The sequence below is a fragment of the Streptomyces sp. NPDC046215 genome, assembly GCF_040646215.1.
Taxonomy (GTDB): Bacteria; Actinomycetota; Actinomycetes; order Streptomycetales; family Streptomycetaceae; genus Streptomyces; species Streptomyces stramineus.
On the sequence record NZ_JBEYZW010000004.1, the window covers coordinates 147,617 to 165,866 of the forward strand.

9 protein-coding genes are annotated in these 18,250 nt (G+C 73.9%); 6 read left to right on the forward strand and 3 right to left on the reverse strand.

Going from position 1 to position 18,250, the window contains the following annotated elements; genetic code table 11:
- Positions 1-194 precede the first annotated feature (194 nt).
- Positions 195-8,216 (forward strand): type I polyketide synthase, encoded by an 8,022-nt coding sequence (locus ABZ951_RS03170; protein WP_361278716.1) that lies wholly within the window; start codon positions 195-197, stop codon positions 8,214-8,216.
- 49 nt (positions 8,217-8,265) lie between these two features.
- On the opposite strand, the gene ABZ951_RS03175 is transcribed toward ABZ951_RS03170, so the two are convergent.
- The gene (locus tag ABZ951_RS03175; RefSeq protein ID WP_344089613.1) at positions 8,266-9,345 is read right to left on the reverse strand and encodes a polyprenyl synthetase family protein; all 1,080 of its coding nucleotides are present in this window, start codon (positions 9,343-9,345) and stop codon (positions 8,266-8,268) included.
- Between the two features lie 190 nt (positions 9,346-9,535).
- Here ABZ951_RS03175 and ABZ951_RS03180 point away from each other — a divergent pair, with 190 nt between their 5' ends.
- Positions 9,536-11,155: an alkaline phosphatase D family protein gene (locus ABZ951_RS03180; RefSeq protein ID WP_344089612.1), complete on the forward strand. Its 1,620-nt coding sequence runs from the start codon at positions 9,536-9,538 to the stop codon at positions 11,153-11,155.
- A 164-nt stretch (positions 11,156-11,319) separates the two neighbouring features.
- Here the strand turns inward: ABZ951_RS03180 and ABZ951_RS03185 are convergent, their stop codons facing one another.
- The gene (locus ABZ951_RS03185) at positions 11,320-12,006 is read right to left on the reverse strand and encodes an NAD(P)H-binding protein (RefSeq protein WP_344089611.1); all 687 of its coding nucleotides are present in this window, start codon (positions 12,004-12,006) and stop codon (positions 11,320-11,322) included.
- Between the two features lie 232 nt (positions 12,007-12,238).
- On the opposite strand from ABZ951_RS03185, the gene ABZ951_RS03190 reads away from it, so the two are divergent.
- The 3 genes from ABZ951_RS03190 to helR all read left to right on the forward strand — a co-directional run bounded on the left by ABZ951_RS03190 (position 12,239) and on the right by helR (position 16,240).
- Positions 12,239-12,832 carry a TetR-like C-terminal domain-containing protein gene (locus ABZ951_RS03190; RefSeq protein WP_344089610.1) on the forward strand — a complete coding sequence of 198 codons (594 nt, stop codon included), beginning with the start codon at positions 12,239-12,241 and terminating at the stop codon, positions 12,830-12,832.
- A complete protein-coding gene (locus ABZ951_RS03195; protein WP_344089609.1) occupies positions 12,829-13,665 on the forward strand; it encodes an alpha/beta hydrolase in 837 nt (278 codons plus the stop codon). Before ABZ951_RS03190 ends, ABZ951_RS03195 begins: the two co-directional genes overlap by 4 nt.
- Positions 13,666-14,086: 421 nt before the next feature.
- Positions 14,087-16,240 carry an RNA polymerase recycling motor ATPase HelR gene (gene helR / locus ABZ951_RS03200; protein WP_344089608.1) on the forward strand — a complete coding sequence of 718 codons (2,154 nt, stop codon included), beginning with the start codon at positions 14,087-14,089 and terminating at the stop codon, positions 16,238-16,240.
- A gap of 44 nt (positions 16,241-16,284) precedes the next feature.
- Here helR and ABZ951_RS03205 read toward each other — a convergent pair whose 3' ends face one another.
- Positions 16,285-17,580: a M14 family metallocarboxypeptidase gene (locus ABZ951_RS03205; protein WP_344089607.1), complete on the reverse strand. Its 1,296-nt coding sequence runs from the start codon at positions 17,578-17,580 to the stop codon at positions 16,285-16,287.
- A 182-nt stretch (positions 17,581-17,762) separates the two neighbouring features.
- Here ABZ951_RS03205 and ABZ951_RS03210 point away from each other — a divergent pair, with 182 nt between their 5' ends.
- Positions 17,763-18,167 carry a peptidase inhibitor family I36 protein gene (locus ABZ951_RS03210; protein WP_344089606.1) on the forward strand — a complete coding sequence of 135 codons (405 nt, stop codon included), beginning with the start codon at positions 17,763-17,765 and terminating at the stop codon, positions 18,165-18,167.
- Positions 18,168-18,250: the final 83 nt, after the last annotated feature.

Genomic DNA, 18,250 nt, shown 5'->3' on the forward strand with positions numbered 1-18,250 from the left:
ATGGCTGGTCACCTGCCAGGTCCGCGATGCCCGCCAGGCGTTCCGGGCTCCGCCCACCACGGCGCGGCTCACCCCGGCGCCTGCGCCGCTGCCATGAGTTCCCCACCAGCAGCCGCCCCTTTCGACGGGTGCCACCAGTACGGTGCGGGAGGGGGCGCGCTCTCGTTCGCCCCGTGGTGGCCGAAGGGGCGGGGATGGCGGAAATCCGGAGCGAGTTGATCCGCGCGTTGCCGGGTGTGCTCACGGCGCACGCGGCGCGAATCGGGGGGAAGACCGCCTTCCAGGACGCGCGACGGGGCGTCACCTACCGGGAGTTGGAGGAACGGTCCGGCCGGCTGGCGGGCCACCTGGCGCGCCTGGGAGTGCGGAGGGGCGACCGGGTGGCCCTCCATCTCGGCACCCGGGTGGAGATGGTGGAGAGTTTCCTCGCGGTGGTGCGGGCCGGAGCGGTGGGCGTTCCACTGGATCCCGGGGCCCCGGACGAGGAGTTGGCGTACTTCCTCGACGACAGCGGGGCGGTCGCCGTGATCACCGAGGAGACGCTGCTGCCCCGGGTCGCGCAGCTGGCCGCCGCACGGCCGCGGTTGCGGTCACGGGTCGTCGTGGCGGGCTCGGGCACCGTGCCGGACGCGGCAGCCGCGGGTGCGCACGTCTTCGAGCAGCTCGCCGGGTCGGAGCCCGGCCCGGCACCCCGCGACGACCTCGGCCTGGACGAGCCTGCCTGGATCCTCTACACCTCGGGCACCACGGGGCGCAGCAAGGGCGTGGTGTCGAGCCAGCGGTCAGCGCTGTGGTCCGCGGCGGCGGCCTACGTCCCGCTGTGGGGGCTGGAGGAGCGGGACCGGCTGCTGTGGCCGCTGCCCATGTTCCACGCCTACGCGCACTCGCTGTGCCTGCTGGGGGTGGTGGCCGTGGGGGCGAGCGCGTATCTCCTCGACCGGGGCGCGAGTGCGGCGCGGGCGCTCGGCGAGCAGCGCTGCACCGTGGTGGCCGGGGTGCCCGCCACCTACCGGCTGCTCACGGACGCGGTCCGCCGGGCCCCCCGGCCACCGGACGGCTTACGCCTGTGCGTCACCGGGGGCTCGCCGTGCCCGCCGGCGCTGCGGGCGGACGTCGAGGCGCTGCTGGGTGCGCCGTTGCTGGACGGCTACGGCAGTACCGAGACGTGCGGGAAAATTGCCGTCGACCGGCTCGAAGGCCCTGAGGGCGAGGGCTCCCGCGGTCTTCCGGTACTCGGCGTCGAGGTGCGGCTCACCGATCCTCTCGGTGACACCGAGGTCCCCGACGGCGACGAAGGCGAGATCCGGGTGCGCGGGCCGAACCTGATGCTCGGCTACCACGGCCGCCCTGACGACACCGCCCGGGCGGTCAGGGACGGCTGGTACCGCACGGGAGATCTCGGCCGCCGTATGCCGCACGGCGCTCTGCGCGTCACCGGCCGCGTCAAAGAGCTGATCATCAGTGGCGGCGAGAACGTCAACCCGGTCGAGGTCGAGCACGTGCTGCTCGCCTGTCCCGGCGTCGTCGACGCGGCCGTCGTCGGCAGGCCGCACGACGTGCTGGGCGAGGTGCCCGTCGCGTTCGTGGTCGCCGACCCGGAGCACGGCGTCGACACCGACCAGGTGCGCGCCCGGTGCCGGGAGCGGCTCTCGGGCTTCAAGGTGCCCGACGAGGTGTACGAGACCGACGCGGTACCCCGTACTGCGTTCGGCAAGGTGGACCGCCCGGCGCTGGCCCGGCTGCTCGGCGGGCGAGCGGGCCGGGCGCCCGAGGGCGCGGCGTCCGCTCTGCGCGGGAGGCTGACGGCACTGTCCTCGTCCGGGCGGTACGACGCGGTACTGCGCCTCGTCCTCGCCGGGGCGGCGCACGCGAGCGGCGTGCCGGTGCGGGATCTGGAACCGGGCCGCCCCTTCACCGCCTCCGGGATCACGTCCCTGGGGGGCGTGCTGCTGCGTGACCGGCTCGGCGCGGCCACCGGCCTGGAGTTGCCCGCCACCTTGGTGTTCGACCACCCGACGCCCGCCGCCGTGGCGGAGTTCCTGCTGGCCGCGCTGCTCGGCGAACCGGCCCCCGCCGACCGTTCGAGCGGCGGCGGAGTGCCCTCGGCGGAGCCGGTGGCCATCGTCGCGATGGCGTGCCGGTACCCGGGAGGCGTGGCCTCGCCCGAGGACCTGTGGCGGTTGGTCGTCGGGGGCGTCGACGCGACCTCGGACGCCCCCGACGACCGCGGCTGGGACCTGCCCGCCCGCCACGACCCCGACCCGGACCGGCTCGGCACCTCCGTCACCCGCCGCGGGGGCTTCGTGCGGCACGCGGCCGACTTCGACGCCGCCTTCTTCGGGATGTCCCCGCGGGAGGCGCTGGCCACCGATCCGCAGCAGCGGCTCCTGCTGGAGACCACCTGGGAGCTCTGGGAGCGCGCGGGCATCGACCCGGGGTCCCTGCGCGGCAGCGACACCGGTGTCTTCGTCGGCGTGATGCACGACGACTACGCGGGCCGGATCCTGAACACCGGGCCGCACGAGCTGGAGGCGCACCTCGCGCTGGGCTCGGCGGGCAGCGTGGCCTCGGGGCGGCTCGCCTACGCCTGGGACCTGCGCGGGCCCGCCGTGACGGTCGACACCGCCTGCTCGTCGTCGCTGGTGGCGATGGACGCGGCGGCGCGGGCGCTGCGGTCCGGCGCGTGCACGCTGGCCGTGGCCGGAGGTGTGACGGTGATGGCCACCGCGGCTCCGTTCGTCGCGTTCAGCAGGCTGCGCGGTCTGGCACCGGACGGCCGGTGCAAGCCGTTCTCGGCCGCGGCCGACGGCACCGGCTGGGGCGAGGGGGCCGGTGTGGTCCTGCTGGAGCGGCTGTCCGACGCCCGGCGCAACGGTCATCCGGTGCTGGCCGTGCTCCGTGGTTCGGCCGTCGGCTCCGACGGCGCGTCCAACGGCCTGACCGCCCCGAACGGACCGGCTCAGCAGGAGGTGATCCGCCGGGCCCTGTCCGCCGCCGGGCTGTCCCCGGCCGACATCGACACGGTCGAGACGCACGGCACCGGCACCGCGCTCGGCGACCCCGTGGAGGCGCAGGCGCTCCAGGCCGCGTACGGGCGCGAGCGGCCCGGCGGCCGGCCGCTGTGGCTGGGGGCGCTCAAGTCCAACATCGGGCACACCCAGGCCGCGGCCGGTGTCGGCGGTGTCATCAAGACCGTCATGGCGATGCGTCACGGACGGCTGCCGCGCATCCTGCACTGTGCCGAGCCGTCTTCGCGCGTGGACTGGTCGCCGGGCACCGTCCGGCTTCTGACGCGGGAGGAGGAGTGGCTCCCGGTGCCCGGCAGCCCGCGCCGGGCCGGGGTGTCCGCGTTCGGCATCGGCGGCACCAACGCCCACGTCATTCTGGAGGAGGCCGTCGAAGACTCCGCTGGAGCGGCCCTGCCCGAACCGGCGAGTGCCACCGGGCCCTGGGCTGTGGTGCCGCCGCTGCTGCTGTCGGGTGCCGACCGGCCGGCCCTGCGCGCGCAGGCCGGGCGGGTCGCGTCCCTGCTGCGGAAGCAGCCCCGGCTGTCGTCGCTGGACGTCGCGTTCTCCCTGGCCACGACCCGGGCGGCGCTCGCGCGTCGGGCGTCCGTGACGGGAGCGGGCCGGGAGGCGCTCCTGAGTTCCCTGGACGCCTTGGCGGCACCCGGCTCCGGGTCGGGAACCACCGAGGTGAAGCCGGGCGCGCCCGCCGGGCGGCTGGCGCTGCTGTTCTCCGGCCAGGGTGCGCAGCGGCCCGGCATGGGACGGGAACTGCACCGTGCCTTCCCTGCCTTCGCGAGCGTCTTCGATGCCCTGTGCGAGCGGTTCGACGGCACCGGCGGCCTGGAGAGGCCGCTGCGCTCGGTGCTGTGGGCGGAGTCGGGTACGGACGGCGCCGCTCTGCTGGACCGGACGGACTTCGCGCAGGCCGGGCTGTTCGTCTTCGAAGTGGCGCTGTTCCGTTTGCTGGAGTCCTGGGGCGTGCGCGCGGACGCCGTGGCCGGGCACTCCGCCGGGGAGCTCGCGGCGGCCCACGTGGCGGGCGTGCTGTCGGAGCCCGACGCGGTGGCGCTGGTCGCGGCCCGGGGGCGGCTGATGCGGCACCTGCCCGCGAACGGGGCCATGGTGGCCTTGGAGGCTTCCCAGAGTGAGGTGGAGGAGGAACTGTCAGGGCTGCCGGGCCGTGCGACGCGTGCGGCGATCGCGGCGGTGAACGGTCCGCGGTCGGTCGTCGTCTCCGGGGAGGAGAAAACCGTACTCGCCGTCGCGTCCCGGTTCGCCGGGCGCGGACGCCGCACGACGCGCCTGCGGACCAGCCACGCCTTCCACTCACCGCTGATGGAACCGATGCTCGCCGAGTTCGGCCGCATCGCGTCGGGGCTGTCGTACGCGAGGCCGCGCGTCCCGGTGATGTCGGGCCTGACCGGGCGCCGGGCCACCGGGGACGAGCTGCGCTCGGCGGCCTACTGGGTGCGTCACGCCCGCGAGACCGTACGGTTCGGGGACGTCGTACGCCACCTCGTGGATGACGAGGGGAGGGACGACGGGATGTCCGCCTTCGTCGAGGTGGGGCCCGGCGCTCAGCTCACGGCGGCCGCCCTGGCCGGTCCGGCCGGGGAGCGGGAGGGGCTGGTCTGCACGGCCACCTCGCAGGCCGGCGCGCCGGAGCCGGACGCGGTCCTGGCCGCGCTCGGTCGGCTGCACGTGCACGGCCTGCCGGTGGACTGGCCCCGGGTGTACGCGGGCAGTGGCGCCCGGCGGGTGGAGCTGCCGACCTACCCCTTTCAACGGCAGCGCTACTGGCTGGAGGCCGCCGCACCCGCTCCGGCCGGCGGGGAGCACCCTCTGCTGACCGTGACGACCACGGTGCCCGGCACGGAACGCCTGCTGTGCACCGGTCACCTCTCCACCGCGGCCCAGCCGTGGCTGCGCGACCACGTGATCGCCGGGCGGGTTCTCGTCCCGGCTTCCGCGTTCGCCGAGATGGTGATCCACGCGGGCGACGCGTGCGGGCTGGAGGTCGTCGAGGACTTGGCGCTGCTGGCGCCCCTTCCCCTCGCCGGCGACGGCGTTCAGGTGCAGGTGGTGCTCGGCGCGCCCGACGCCTCCGGACGCCGCACGGCCGACGTCCACTCCCGCCCCGGGGAAGCGGGCCCGCTCGGCCACTGGACGCACCACGCGACCGGGCGGCTCGCCCCGGCCGCCGGGCGGGACGGCCGTGCTGCGGGCGCCGGTCCGTGGCCGCCCTCGGGTGCCGTGCCCGTGGACCTCACCGGTGCCTACGACCGCCTGGCCGGCGCCGGTTACGCGTACGGTCCGGCGTTCCGGGGCGTCACGGCCGCCTGGCGGGGGCCGGGCGAGGAGGTGTGGGCCGAGGTCCGGCTGCCCGAGGCGACGAGCGCCGACGCCGGGCGGTACGTCGTGCACCCGGCCCTGCTGGACGCCGCGCTCCACGCGGCGCTGCTCACCGCGCCGGCCGCCGGCCCGGCCCGGATGCCCTTCGCCTGGCACGGCCTGAGCGCGTACGCCGGCGGCGCCACGGCACTGCGGGTCCGGGCCCGCACCACCGGTGCGGACACGCTCGCCGTGGACCTCGCCGACCTCTCGGGCAAGCCGGTGGCCCGGGTGGAGTCCCTGACCACCCGTCCGGTACCGGAACGCGCCGGTGCCCTCGCGGACGCGGGGGCGGCCGGGCAGCTGTACGGCCTGCGGTGGACCGGTATTCCGGCCGGCGCCGGCGGCGGGCCGGCCCTGTCCGTCGCGGAACCCGACGACCTCGGCCTGCGTTCCGTGTTCCCCGCCCGGCCGGCCGACCCCGGGACGGTGGTGGTCTCCCTGTCCGCACACCCCTCGGGCGCCGGGCCGGCCGCGGACGCCCATGCCCTGGCCGCACGGGCCCTGGTCGTGCTGCGAACCCGCCTGTCCGCCCCGGCCGCGCCCGGATCGCGCCTCGTCGTGGTGACCCGCGGCGCCGCCTCCGCCGCGCCGGACCTGCCGGCCGCGGCCGTGTGGGGCCTGGTGCGTTCCGCCCAGGCGGAGTACCCCGGGCGCCTGACGGTCGTGGACACCGACGGCCGGCCCGCATCCCTGCGCCTGCTGCCCGCGGCCCTCGCCACCGGCGAACCCCAGCTCTCCCTCGCCGGAGGAGCCGTGCGCGTTCCCCGGCTGGCCGCGTCCGACGGCCCGGGCGGGGCGTTCCCGGCCGATGGCACGGTCCTGCTGACGGGCGGCACGGGAGCGCTCGGCGGCCTGCTGGCCCGGCACCTGGTCTCCCGGCACCAGGTGCGCCACCTCGTCATCGTCAGCCGTCGCGGTCTGCGCTCACCTGACGCACGGCGGCTGCGGGCGGAGCTCGGGGAGTCCGGCGCCCGCGCGGAGGTGATCGCCTGTGATGCCGCCGACCGCACCCGGCTGGCCGCCGTCGTGGAGAAGTACGCGCCCGGGCTGAGCGCCGTCGTCCATGCCGCCGGGGTCCTGGACGACGGTGTGCTGGAGTCCCTGACGCCCGGCCGACTGGCCAGGGTGCTGCGGCCGAAGGCGGACGCCGCCTGGCATCTGCACGAACTGACGCGGCACCTGCCCCTCGCGCACTTCGTCCTGTTCTCCTCCGCCGCCGGGCTGCTGGGCACTCCCGGGCAGGCCAACTACGCCTCCGCGAACACCTTCCTGGACGCGCTCGCGCACCACCGCGCCGCCCTCGGCCTGCCGGCGCTGTCCCTGGCATGGGGCCCGTGGGCGGACGGGGAGGGCATGGCGGCCCGCACCGGCGGCTCCACCCGGCCCTTGGACGACGTGCTGCGCGCCGTCTCCCCCGCACAGGGCCTGGCGCTGTTCGACGCCGCGCTGGGCAGTGGTGAACCGGTGCTCGCTCCGCTGCTGCTGCACCGTTCCCGGCCGGCGGCGCCCGCCGGGCGGCCGGTGCCTCCCCCCTTGCACGGTCTGCTGCGCCCGGCCCGCCCGGCAGCCGGGTCGGGCGACGCTCCCGGGCCCGCGCCCGGATCGTGGCGGGACCGGCTGGGCGCGCTGCCCCCGTCCGACCGGGCATCGGCGCTGCTGGAGCTCGTCCGCGAGGAAGTCGCCACGGTGCTCGGCCACCCCGGCGCGGCCGCCGTCGATCCCGGCCGGTCCTTCACCGAGCTGGGGTTCGACTCCCTGACCGGGGTGCTGCTCCGCAACCGGCTCGGCGCGCTCACCGGCGTGACGCTGCCCGCCACCGTCGTGTTCGACCGGCCCAGCGCCCAGGAGCTGGCCGGCCATCTGCACGAGGAACTGGGCGGGGCCCTGCCCGAAGGCGCCGAACGGACCTCGGCCACCGGTGCCGCCCGCCGGGCGACGGCACGGGCGCCGCAGACCCTCGCCTCCCTCTACCGGCGGGTGTGCGAGACGGGCGACGTCGTATCGGCGATGCACCTGCTGGTGACGGCCTCGCTCGCGCTGCCCGTCTTCGAGCACGCCGACAGGGCCCGGCACGCGCTCCCACCGCTCGAACTGGCCACAGGCGCCGCCGGGCCCGCGCTCGTGTGCTTCCCCGGCTTCTCCCCCGGCCTCGGCAGGCCCTGGCACACCGCGCTGGCCTCCTCCTTCGGCGGCGAGCGGGACGTCCTGGAGGTCCGGCACCCCGGCGTGGCCCACGGGGACGCCGTCCCGTCCGGCTGGGAGACCCTCGTGGACCTGCACGCCGACACCGTGCGCCACCATCTGGGCGACCGCCCGTACGCCGTCCTCGGCTCCTCGATGGGCGGCTGCCCCGCTCACTCGGTGGCCGCGCGCCTCGCGGCGACCGGGACGCCACCGGTCGGCCTCGTTCTCCTCGACACCTACCACGTCACCCCGGAGTTGGAGGACGAGCCGTGGCTGCTCGCTCTGCCCGCCCGTGTCCCGCTGCGGATGGGCGAGCGGTTCGACACCGCCGTGGACGATGTGTCCGTGGCCGCCCTCGGCGCCTACACCCGCATGGCACGCGGCTGGCGGCCGGAGCCGACGGACGTCCCCACCCTGCTCCTCCGCGCCGCCGAACCGCCGCCGCGGCCGCCGGCTCGGGGCGGGCCGGGGACGCGGGCCGGGTACCGGCGGGCGTCCTGGCCGGTGCCGCACACGGCCGTGGACGTCCCCGGCGACCATTGGAGCATGGCCGAGGAGCACGCGCGCACGACGGCGGAGGCGATCAGGGCATGGCTGGGCACACGGGCCACCGGAGCCGGCCGGGCTTGACCCGGGCACGGCGAGGCACGGCCGCGGCGGAGCCGGGAACCCCGGCCGGTCAGAGCTCCCGTGCCGTCCCCCAGAAGGGCAGGTGCTCGAAGAAGGCCACGGCCTCCTCGCGCCAGTGCGGCCGCCAGCTCGCCGCTTCGGCGGACGCCGCCTCCGCGCAGCGGCGCATGTCCGCGCGGAGCTTGTCCTCGACACCGCGGTCGCGGGCGATGTCCCGGATCCGGGCAACGGTCGCGACCGGGCACCTCGGGTCGCCGAGGGCCTCTTCCACCACGCTCCGCTCCTTGCCCGTGGCGGCGGCCAGGGTGGCGGCGACGGCGTAACTGCGGCGGCCGGCCCTGATGTCGGAACCTGCGGGCTTGCCGACGACGGCTTCGTCGCCGAAGAGATCGAGGTAGTCGTCGCGCATCTGCCCGAGGATGCCGACCGGCGTCGCGTAGCGGCGCAGTTGTCCGTCGTGCGGGGTCAGGTCCGCGCCGGCTGCCAGCAGGCCCATGCGCAGCGGTGCGAGGATCGAGTAGCGGGTGGTCTTGTAGTCGGTGACGGTGTGCAGGAGTTCTTCGTCCGGCAGGGCGTGGAAGTCCCGCTCCAGGTCCATGACCTGGCCGATGACGGTGTCGGTGGCCGCGCGCGTCTGCACCTCCAGCAGGGCGTGCCGCAGTTCCGCGGGGATCTTCGCCTCCAGCAGGACGCGCTGGGACAGGAAGGCGGCGAGGTCCCCGGCCAGCACGGCCAGGCCCAGGGCGGTCCGGCCGTGGTCCGGGAATTCCCGGCGGTAGGCGTAGAACGTCGAAGGGCCGCCGCGGCGTGCGGGTGCGTCGTCGATGATGTCGTCGTGGACGAGCCCGTGCGTCTGGAGCAGTTCGATGCTCAGCGCGGCTTCCTCCAGCCCGGGCACGTCCTCGGTGGTCACCAGCCGGGCCGCCTCGTACATGAGGGCGACCCTGAGCCGCTTCCCTCCCCGCAGGGAGAGGTCGCGCAGGAGTTCCAGGCAGCGGGGCGTGAAGCGGCCCGGTCCCGGAGCGGCGAGGTGCTGTCCCAGCGCGTCGAAGTACGCCTCGAACCGGGCGTCGAACCGGCGCTGGTGCCCGGTGACGCGTGCGAGGGCGGTGGCGGCCGTGTTGTCCATGGTCACCATTGTCCGGCAGGGCGGCAGGGCGGCAGGTGACCGGGTCATGGGCCGGGAGCGGCGGTGGTCCGGAACCGCCACCGGCCGTACACATCGCGTACGCCGTCCGGACTCCCCCGGAAGCGGTGGGACTGGTGTGGCGGTGGGTACGTTCCGGTCAGTCCCAGACAGCTGACAGGGAGCAGGACCCATGGAGAACAGCTCGGACCGGAGACGTTCGGACATCGTCGGGCTTCAGGCCCGGCGCCGTTTTCTCACCCTCGCGGCGATGACCTCGGTGGGTGCCTTCGCCGGAGTACCGCATGCGCAGGCTGCGGCGCGGAGGGTGGAGAAGATCAGCGAATTCCCCTTCACCCTGGGCGTCGCGTCGGGTGACCCGCTGCCCACGTCCGTCGTGCTGTGGACGAGGCTGGCTCCCCGCCCGTACGAAGTGGGTGGCGGGCTTCCGCCCGCGGGGGCCGTGGAGGTGCGGTGGGACATCGCCCGGGACGAGCGGTTCCGGCACATCGAGCGCAGCGGCCTGACGACCGCCTCCGCCGGATTCGGCTACAGCGTCCACGTGGACGTCCGTGGGCTGGAGCCCGGCCGGAGCTACTGGTACCGGTTCCGCGCGGAGGCGTGGTCCAGCCCGGTCGGGCGCACCCGCACCGCGCCCGCCGCGGGCGCCTCCGTCCGGGAGCTGCGGCTGGGGCTGGCATCGTGTCAGCAGTACGACGAGGGCTACTTCACGGCTCACGCGCACCTCGCCCGCGAGGAGCTCGACGCCGTGTTCTTCGTCGGCGACTACATCTACGAGAACGCCATCGACGCGCAGGCCGGTGAGCGCAGGCTGCCTGCCGGAAACCGGCTGCCGGAGGTGTTCGACCACGAGCTGACGACCCTGGAGGACTACCGGCTGCGCTACGCCCTCGCCAGGACCGACCCCGACTTGCGGGCGGCCCACGCCGCCCACCCGTGGGTGGTCACCTGGGACGACCACGAAGTGGAGAACAACTACGCGGCGGGCGTCCCCCAGGACAGCGAGGACCCGGCGCGCTTTCTGAGGCGCAGGGCCGCCGCCTACCGCGCCTACTGGGAGAACATGCCCCTGCGCCCGGCCCAGTACCCCCGCGGGGCGGACATGCGGCTCTACCGTCGCCTCCACTTCGGCCGGCTGGCACAGTTCGACATTCTGGACACCCGTCAGTACCGCTCGGACCAGGCGTACGGCGACGGCTGGAAGTACCCCGGTCCCGAGTCGCAGGACGTCTCGCGCACCATGACCGGTCAGGCGCAGGAACGCTGGCTGCTGGACGGGTTCCGCGCCTCGAGCGCCACCTGGAACGTCATCCCGCAGCAGGTGGCCTTCAGCCGGCGCCGGCTCACGCGCACCGGCCCGTCGCGCCTGTCGATGGACGCGTGGGACGGCTATCCGGCCTCCCGCGACCGCGTTCTCCAGGGCGCCCGGGCGGCCGGCGCCGGCAATCTGATCGTGCTGTCCGGCGACTCCCACATCCACCTCGCCATGGACATCAAGAAGGACTTCGACGATCCCCGGTCCCCCACCGTGGGCGTGGAGATCCTGGGCTCGTCGATCTCCAGCGGCTCCGACGGCATGGAGCAACCGGAGGACTGGGCCGAGCTCCTCGCCGCCAACCCCCACTGGTCCTACTACGCCAAACGGCGCGGCTATGTGGTCATCACCCTCACTCCCACTCACGCACGCGCCGATTACCGCACCCTCGCCTACGTCACCCGCCCCGGCGCCCCCGTCACCACCGGGGCCCGCCTCGTCACCCGGGCCGGAAAACCCGGTTTCGAGCCCGCCTGACACAGCGGCGCCACGCAAGAACACGCACCGACAGGGGCGTTCGGCGAGCGGGGAAACGGCTCCCCGCTCGCGGCCCCGGACCGCCCCCGCCGGGATGGGGCCGGCCTCCGTCCGCAGCCGGCGCCCGCCTCGTCCTTCGGCCTTCATCCCGCCGCCGCGGTGCCCTACCGCGGCCCGCGCCCCGCGCTCCGGTCGGCTGCGAGCGCCGTGATGGCCCGCCACGTGTGGACGCGGGTGCCGGGCGTGCCCGTGACCAGCGAAGCGATCATGGCGGCTGCGAGACGGTCGGCGCTCACCGGGCGGTACGGGCGCAGAGGGCCGGCGCACAGAGGAGTGACCACGGGCGCCAGGGCGGTCATGAGGCGTTCGCCGGGGCGGTTCTCCGTGCGGTGGCCGAGGAGGAGCGAGGGGCGGAACACCTCCGTCTGCTCGTACCCGAGAGCGCTCACCTCTCGCTCGGTGTCGCCTTTGACGCGCAGGTAGAAGGAGCGGGCGCCGGGATCGGCGCCGATGGAGGAGCACAGGGCGAGGCGGCGGGCTCCGCCCTCTTGGGCACGGCGGGCGACGGCCACGGTGTAGTGCTGGTCGACCGCGCGGAACCTGTCCTGCGAACCGGCCTTCTTGATGGTGGTGCCGAGCGCGCAGTAGACGTCGTCGGCCTCGCCCACGCTGTCGCCGCTCAGCTCGGCGAAGTCCACCACACGGACGGTGAGTCCGGGGTGGGTGAGGGGCAGGGGCCGGCGGACGAGCACGGTGACGCGGGTGTAGCGGGGGTCGGCGAGCAGGCGGGTAAGCAGGTGGCCTCCGACGAGGCCGGTCGCTCCGGCCAGCAGGGCCGTACGGGTAGTCATGGGGAACACCTCTCGCGGTGGGTCCGGGGCGGGCGGCCCGATCGGTGGCCGGAGGCGGTCAGCATACGGACAGCGGCGCTCCCGGCCGTGCGCCGGCGCCGGGCGGAGCAGGAGGGCCGGAGACCGCCAGGGGCTCAACGCCGTTGACGTCACGCTGACGTGAGCACTTTTCACTTGCCTACCTAAGGTGCTTAGGTTAAAACTAGAGCCCCTAGGATCAAGTGGAGGGCACATGGTGCGAGCAGGGCTGACGGCGGAACGGGTGACGCTCACCGGCGCGGAGCTGGCGGACGAGGCCGGGTTTGACCACGTGTCCATGTCGCAGGTCGCGCGGCGGCTCGGCGTGAAGGACGCGAGCCTCTACACGCACGTCCGCGGTCTGGCGGATCTGCGCGGCCGGATCGCGCTGCTGGCGGCGGACGAGAAGACCCTCCGTATCGCGGAGGAGACCGCCGGGCGGGCGGGCAAGGACGCGCTGGTCGCGTACGCGAACGCCTGGCGGGAGTACGCCCACCGGCATCCGGGCCGCTACGCGGCGACGCAGGCGCCGATCCGGATCGATCCCGAACTGGCCGCGGAAGCGCCCGGGCCGCGGCGCGCGGTCGAGCTGACCTACGGCATGCTGCGCGGCTACGGCCTGGCCGAGCCCGACCTGACGGACGCGGTGCGGTTGCTGCGCAGCACGTTCCACGGGTTCGTCGCGCTGGAGGCAGCGGGCGGCTTCACGCACGGACGCTCGCCGCAGCAGTCCTGGGTCCGCGCTCTCGACGCCCTGCACACGCTCCTGGAGCACTGGCCCCCGTCCCGAGAAGGAGATTCCTCATGACCGAACCGACCGTCAGCAGCCTGCGCGTCAACGGCGCGACCCTGCACTGCGAAGTGCGCGGCCGGGGCCCGCTCCTGCTGCTGATCCCCGGCGGGACGGGCGGCGCGGCCTCCTTCGACGGCATCGCCGACGACCTGGCCGCCGAGTACACCGTCGCGACCTACGACCCGCGCGGCATGTCCCGCAGCCCGCTGGACGACCCGGAGGCCGAACAGCGAGTGGCCGAGCACGCCGACGACGCGTTCCGCATACTGGAACTGCTCTCGCCCGCCGAGCCCGCCCGGGTGTTCGGCGCCAGCTCGGGCGCGATCGCCGCCCTGCACCTGCTCACCACTCACCCGGAACGCGTCGAACGCGTCGTGGCGCACGAGCCGCCGGTAGTGGAGGTCCTGCCGGACGCCTCCGAACACCGCGCGCTCCTCGCGCGCGTGCAGGAGGCGTTCCGCACCCAGGGGCCGATGCCGGCGATGGCGGTGTTCGCCGCGGGGCTGAAGAAGGACGGTGACACCACCGCGCCGAAGGCCGCGACCGAACTCCCGCCGCAGGCAGCGGCGCGGGCCGAACGGACGATGGCCGACCTGCCGTACTTCGTGGGGCGCATCGTGCCCGGCTTCATGTCCTACGCCCCGGACATCCATCGCCTGGAGGCGCTGTCGGACCGGCTCGTTCTCGCCTGCGGCCAGGAATCACGCGGTGAACTGCCCTACCGCCCGGCCGCTCTGCTGGCCGAACGCTTCGGCGCGGACCTCCTGCACTTCCCCGGCGGGCACACCGGCCTGACCACACACCCCGCCGAGTTCAGCGAGGTCCTCCGGAAGGCTTTGCGCGCGTAGGCGCGGATGCGCCTCGCCCTACGAACGGCGGGGCGGGTTTCGCTGAGGGACAGCCGCAGGAGAAGTGCGCGATACGAGACGCGCGTGCCTGACGAGAAGCGCATTATGACGAGAGGCGCGCACACGGCGCGGCGTCGAGAGGGAGGCAAAGGAGGAGCACCCACTCCTTTCCACTCTTAACTTATAGCGCACTGGGGGGCTTGCGGCAAGGCCCCGGTCGTGGGGCACAATCGCGGACCGAGGTCAGAACCTTCAGAAATGGGAGATTCGCGAATTGTGTGTGTTTTTGTCGGTTGCGAGTGGTGCGGTGACATCGAGCCGATGGCAGGACGCGCGCCACGGTCGCGGGCACTCGACACCGGACTGCGCCGGTGCGCACCCCCAGCAGTCGCCACAGCGGATTCGGACCGGAGCTGAAGACATGAACATCCTGACCACCCGTGCGTTCGACCTTCCCGACCACCTCTCCCCCAAGGCCGACCCGGCGCTGATCAGCGGCGACGAGCAGCACTTCGCGGCCATCACGGCGACCCTCGAACAGACGATCACCGAACTCTCCGACCGCCTGGAGGCCGAGCGCAAGGCTCCCGGCGGCGTCGGCCGGGAGGCGATGGACCGCGACGCGGAGATCCACCGCCTGACCGGCCGCCTGCGCACCTTGCGCCGCTTCGGCCTGGACCTGTGCCTGGGACACATCGTCCCCGCGGACCACTCCGAGCCCGTGTACATCGGACGCCTCGGCCTCACCGACAGCGAGGGGCGCCGGCTGCTGCTCGACTGGCGCTCCCCCGCGGCCGAGCCGTTCTTCGCGGCGACCCACGCCGACCCGATGGGTCTGGCGAGCCGCCGCAGGTACCGCTGGACCAACGGCCGGATCAGCGACTACTGGGACGAGGTGTTCACCGCCGACGGGCTCGAAGGACACGCCGCGCTCGACGACCAGTCAGCGTTCATCGCCAGTCTGGGCGGCAACCGGTCCGCCCGGATGCGCGACGTGCTCGCCACCATCCAGGCCGACCAGGACGCCGTCATCCGGGCGGGATCCCGCGGCGCCCTCGTCGTCGACGGCGGCCCGGGCACGGGCAAGACCGTCGTCGCCCTGCACCGCGCCGCGCACCTCCTCTACTCCGACCCCCGCCTGGGCCACCGCCGGGGCGGCGTGCTGTTCGTCGGGCCGAGCCGGCCCTACCTGTCCTACGTCGCCGACGTCCTGCCCAGCCTCGGCGAGGAGGGCGTGCAGACCTGCACCGTGCGCGACCTCGTCACCGAGGGAGCGGGAGCGGCGATCGAGGCCGACCCGGGCGTGGCCCGCCTGAAGGCGTCCGCGGACATGGTCAAGGCGATAGAACCGGCCGTCGGCATCTACGAGGAGCCGCCCACCGAGGGAATGACGGTTTCGACCCACTGGTCCGACATCTGGCTGAGCGCCGACGACTGGGCGGCGGCGTTCCAAGCGGTGGAGCCGGGTACGCCGCACAACGAGGCGCGCGAGCAGATCCGGGAGGAACTGCTGACGATCCTGATGGACAAGGACGACAGCGACGTCTCGCCCGAGCTGCTCCGCAGGTCGCTGCTGCAGGACCGGGAGCTGATGAGGACCCTCGACCGCGCGTGGCCGATGATCGAAGCGAGTGACCTCGTCGGGGACCTGTGGTCGGTACCCGCCTATCTGCGCAAGTGCGCTCCCTGGCTCAGCCCCGACGACGTCCGCACATTGCAGCGCGAGGACGCCCAGGCGTGGACGGTGTCCGACCTGCCGCTCCTGGACGCGGCCCGGCAGCGGCTCGGCGACCCCGAGGCGTCCGTACGCAAGCGCCGGCACGAAGCCTCCGTCGCCGCCGAACGGGCGCGCAGGGCCGACGCCATCGACAGCCTGCTGCAGAACGTCGTGATCGACGAAAGCGAGGGCGCGGTGGGGATGCTGCGCGGACGGGACCTGCAGGACACCCTGATCGACGAGAACGCGCTGCCCGGCACCGAGCCGGACCTGCTCGCGGGCCCCTTCGCCCACATCATCGTGGACGAGGCCCAGGAGCTGACCGACGCCGAGTGGCAGATGCTGCTGCTCCGCTGCCCGTCCCGGAGCTTCACCATCGTCGGTGACCGCGCCCAGGCCAGGCACGGATTCACGGAGTCGTGGCAGGAGCGGCTCGAGCGGGTCGGGCTCGACCGCATCAACGTGGCCTCCCTGAGCATCAACTACCGCACGCCGGAAGAGGTCATGTCGGAAGCCGAGGTGGTCATCCGCGCCGCGCTCCCGGACGCCAATGTGCCGTCCTCCGTGCGCAGCAGCGGTGTCCCCGTCGCCCACGGGTCCGTCGCGGATCTGGACGCGGTCCTCGGCGGCTGGCTGGCCGAGCATGCCGACGGGGTCGCCTGCGTCATCGGCGATCCCTCGTTCCGGGCGACGTCCCGCGTCCGGTCGCTGACGCCGGAGCTCTCGAAGGGGCTCGAATTCGATCTGGTGGTTCTCGTCGACCCGGAGACGTTCGGGACGGGTATCGCGGGAGCTGTCGACCGCTATGTCGCGATGACCCGCGCGACCCAGCGGCTGGTCATCCTCACGAGCTCCTGACACCGGTCACCCTCCGACCTCACCTCACCGCACCTCACCGCACCTCACCGGCCGCAGTGGTCGACGGGCTCGGCCGCGGTGAGTTCGTCCGTCGCCCTGGCGTCCAGCAGGAGGGGGACCAGGGACCGCAGCGGCTGGCGCAGCCGGACCAGGGCGCCGCCTGCGGGTGACGGGGTGGTTTTGATGCCGTGCAGGGCGAGTTCGTCCCGGATGTTCGCGTACTGCTCGGCGGTGAGGCGGTAGGCGCAGGGCGGGTCGGGCAGGGTTCGGCCGGGGGGTGCGGGTGCGTTGTCGGCGCCGCCGAGGTGGACCGGCCCCCGGTCGGCGAGGGCCGTGACGCGGGCGGCGGCCGTGGCCGCTGTGAGGCGCCAGCGTCGTTCGTCCGCGAAGGCGAACATCCCGTCCAGTGCGACGAGATGGGAGCGCACCCGGCGCCGGTGGTTGAGGGCCTGGTCCGTCTTCTCGGCGTCCGTCAGCGGGGTGGAGCGGCTTTCGATGAGCAGGCCGATGGCGTGCTTGACGCCGGCGGTGTTGCGCAGGATGCGTTCCTGTCCGTCGCCGGCGACCTGCTTGACGGGGTCGCCGGTGGCGGGGTCGGTCCAGATGCCGTAGGTGCCGGTGGTGTGCCCGGCGTCGTGGGCCGAGGGGCGTACGTAGTCCGCCGAGAGGGTTTGTGCCTCGCGGTGGATGCGGGGGTCGGTGTTGAGGTTGCGTGGCCAGAGGTCCAAGAGGTCTTTGGCGTAATAGGGCGGGGTGGCGCGGTACTCGTGCAGGTCGTAGACGATGTGCGGCCGGTGGTCCCGGATGACGGCGGCCAGGGCGCGGCTCTCGGCGGAGGTGAGGGCGATGTGGTCGCGGTTGATGTCGGTACCGTCGGCGTTGGTGCGGGTGTGGGCGGCGCAGCCGTCGGGGTTGGCGGTGGGGACGACCAGGACGGTGGTGCGCTTGAGGAAGCGCAGCGTGGCCGGGTCCGTGGTGTGGGTGAGGTCGCGGATGCGGATGAGGCAGGCTTCCCTGCCGGCAGGTTCGTCACCGTGCTGGCTACAGGCGAGAAGGATGGTGGCGGTGGTGGTGCGGTGGGCGGGGCCGATGCGGACCAGTGGGAGCGGTCGGCCCTGGCGGGTGGTGCCGATGCGGCTGACGGTGACGCGATGGCTCGACCGGTCGAGGGCGGCCAGGAACTGCTGTTCCTCGTCCTGAGTGGTCCAGTGGGCTCCGTTGCTGAGTTCGAAGCCGGTGCGCGGCGGGGCGTGGGCGGCGTGGACGGGTGTCCGGCCGAGGGCCAGGGCGAGGGTCAGGGCGAGTACGGCGGTGGCGCAGCCGAGTGTTCTGTACGTCATGCGGGTGGTCCGTGCACGTATCCCCATGGGGCGGAAGGTACCCCCGTCAACTCCCGTATGACAGAGGGCCGGGAGGAGAACACACAGCGCGCATGAGGACCGGCACTCCCCTTCGCCCAGAACAGACGTGCCAGCCTCACAGAGCCTCCCCCGCACGGCTGGTTCCCGCTACCGTCGAGCAGATGAGGAACACAAGGCGTGCCCTTCTTCTGCTGGTGGCAGCCGCGGCTGCCACCGTGCTGCCGGTCTCCACGGCCCACGCGGCCGACGGGTACGACCGGTGCCCTGACGGTTACTACTGCATGTTCTCGGGGCTCGACGGCACCGGCGACATGATCAAGCTGCGGGGCAATACGCCTGATCTCGCGGCGCTCGGCATGAATGACCGGGCGAAATCGGACTGGAACCGGACGGCCTCGACCATCTACCTCTGGTCCGATGCGCACTACAGCGGCTGCACGGCCGTCACCTCCTCGGGCCCGACCGGCAAGGGGAACTTCTTCCCCACCTACCAGAACTTCTTCAGCTCGGTGCAGTTCGACGGCCCGGGCGGCCCGAGCTGCGGTACACCGCCGGGCGAAGGCTGAGGAGCCGGCCCCGCTTTCAGGGGGTTGCCGACCGGGAGGGGCGGAACCCCCCTTTTCAAGGGCGCGCCGTAGTTCAGTATTAC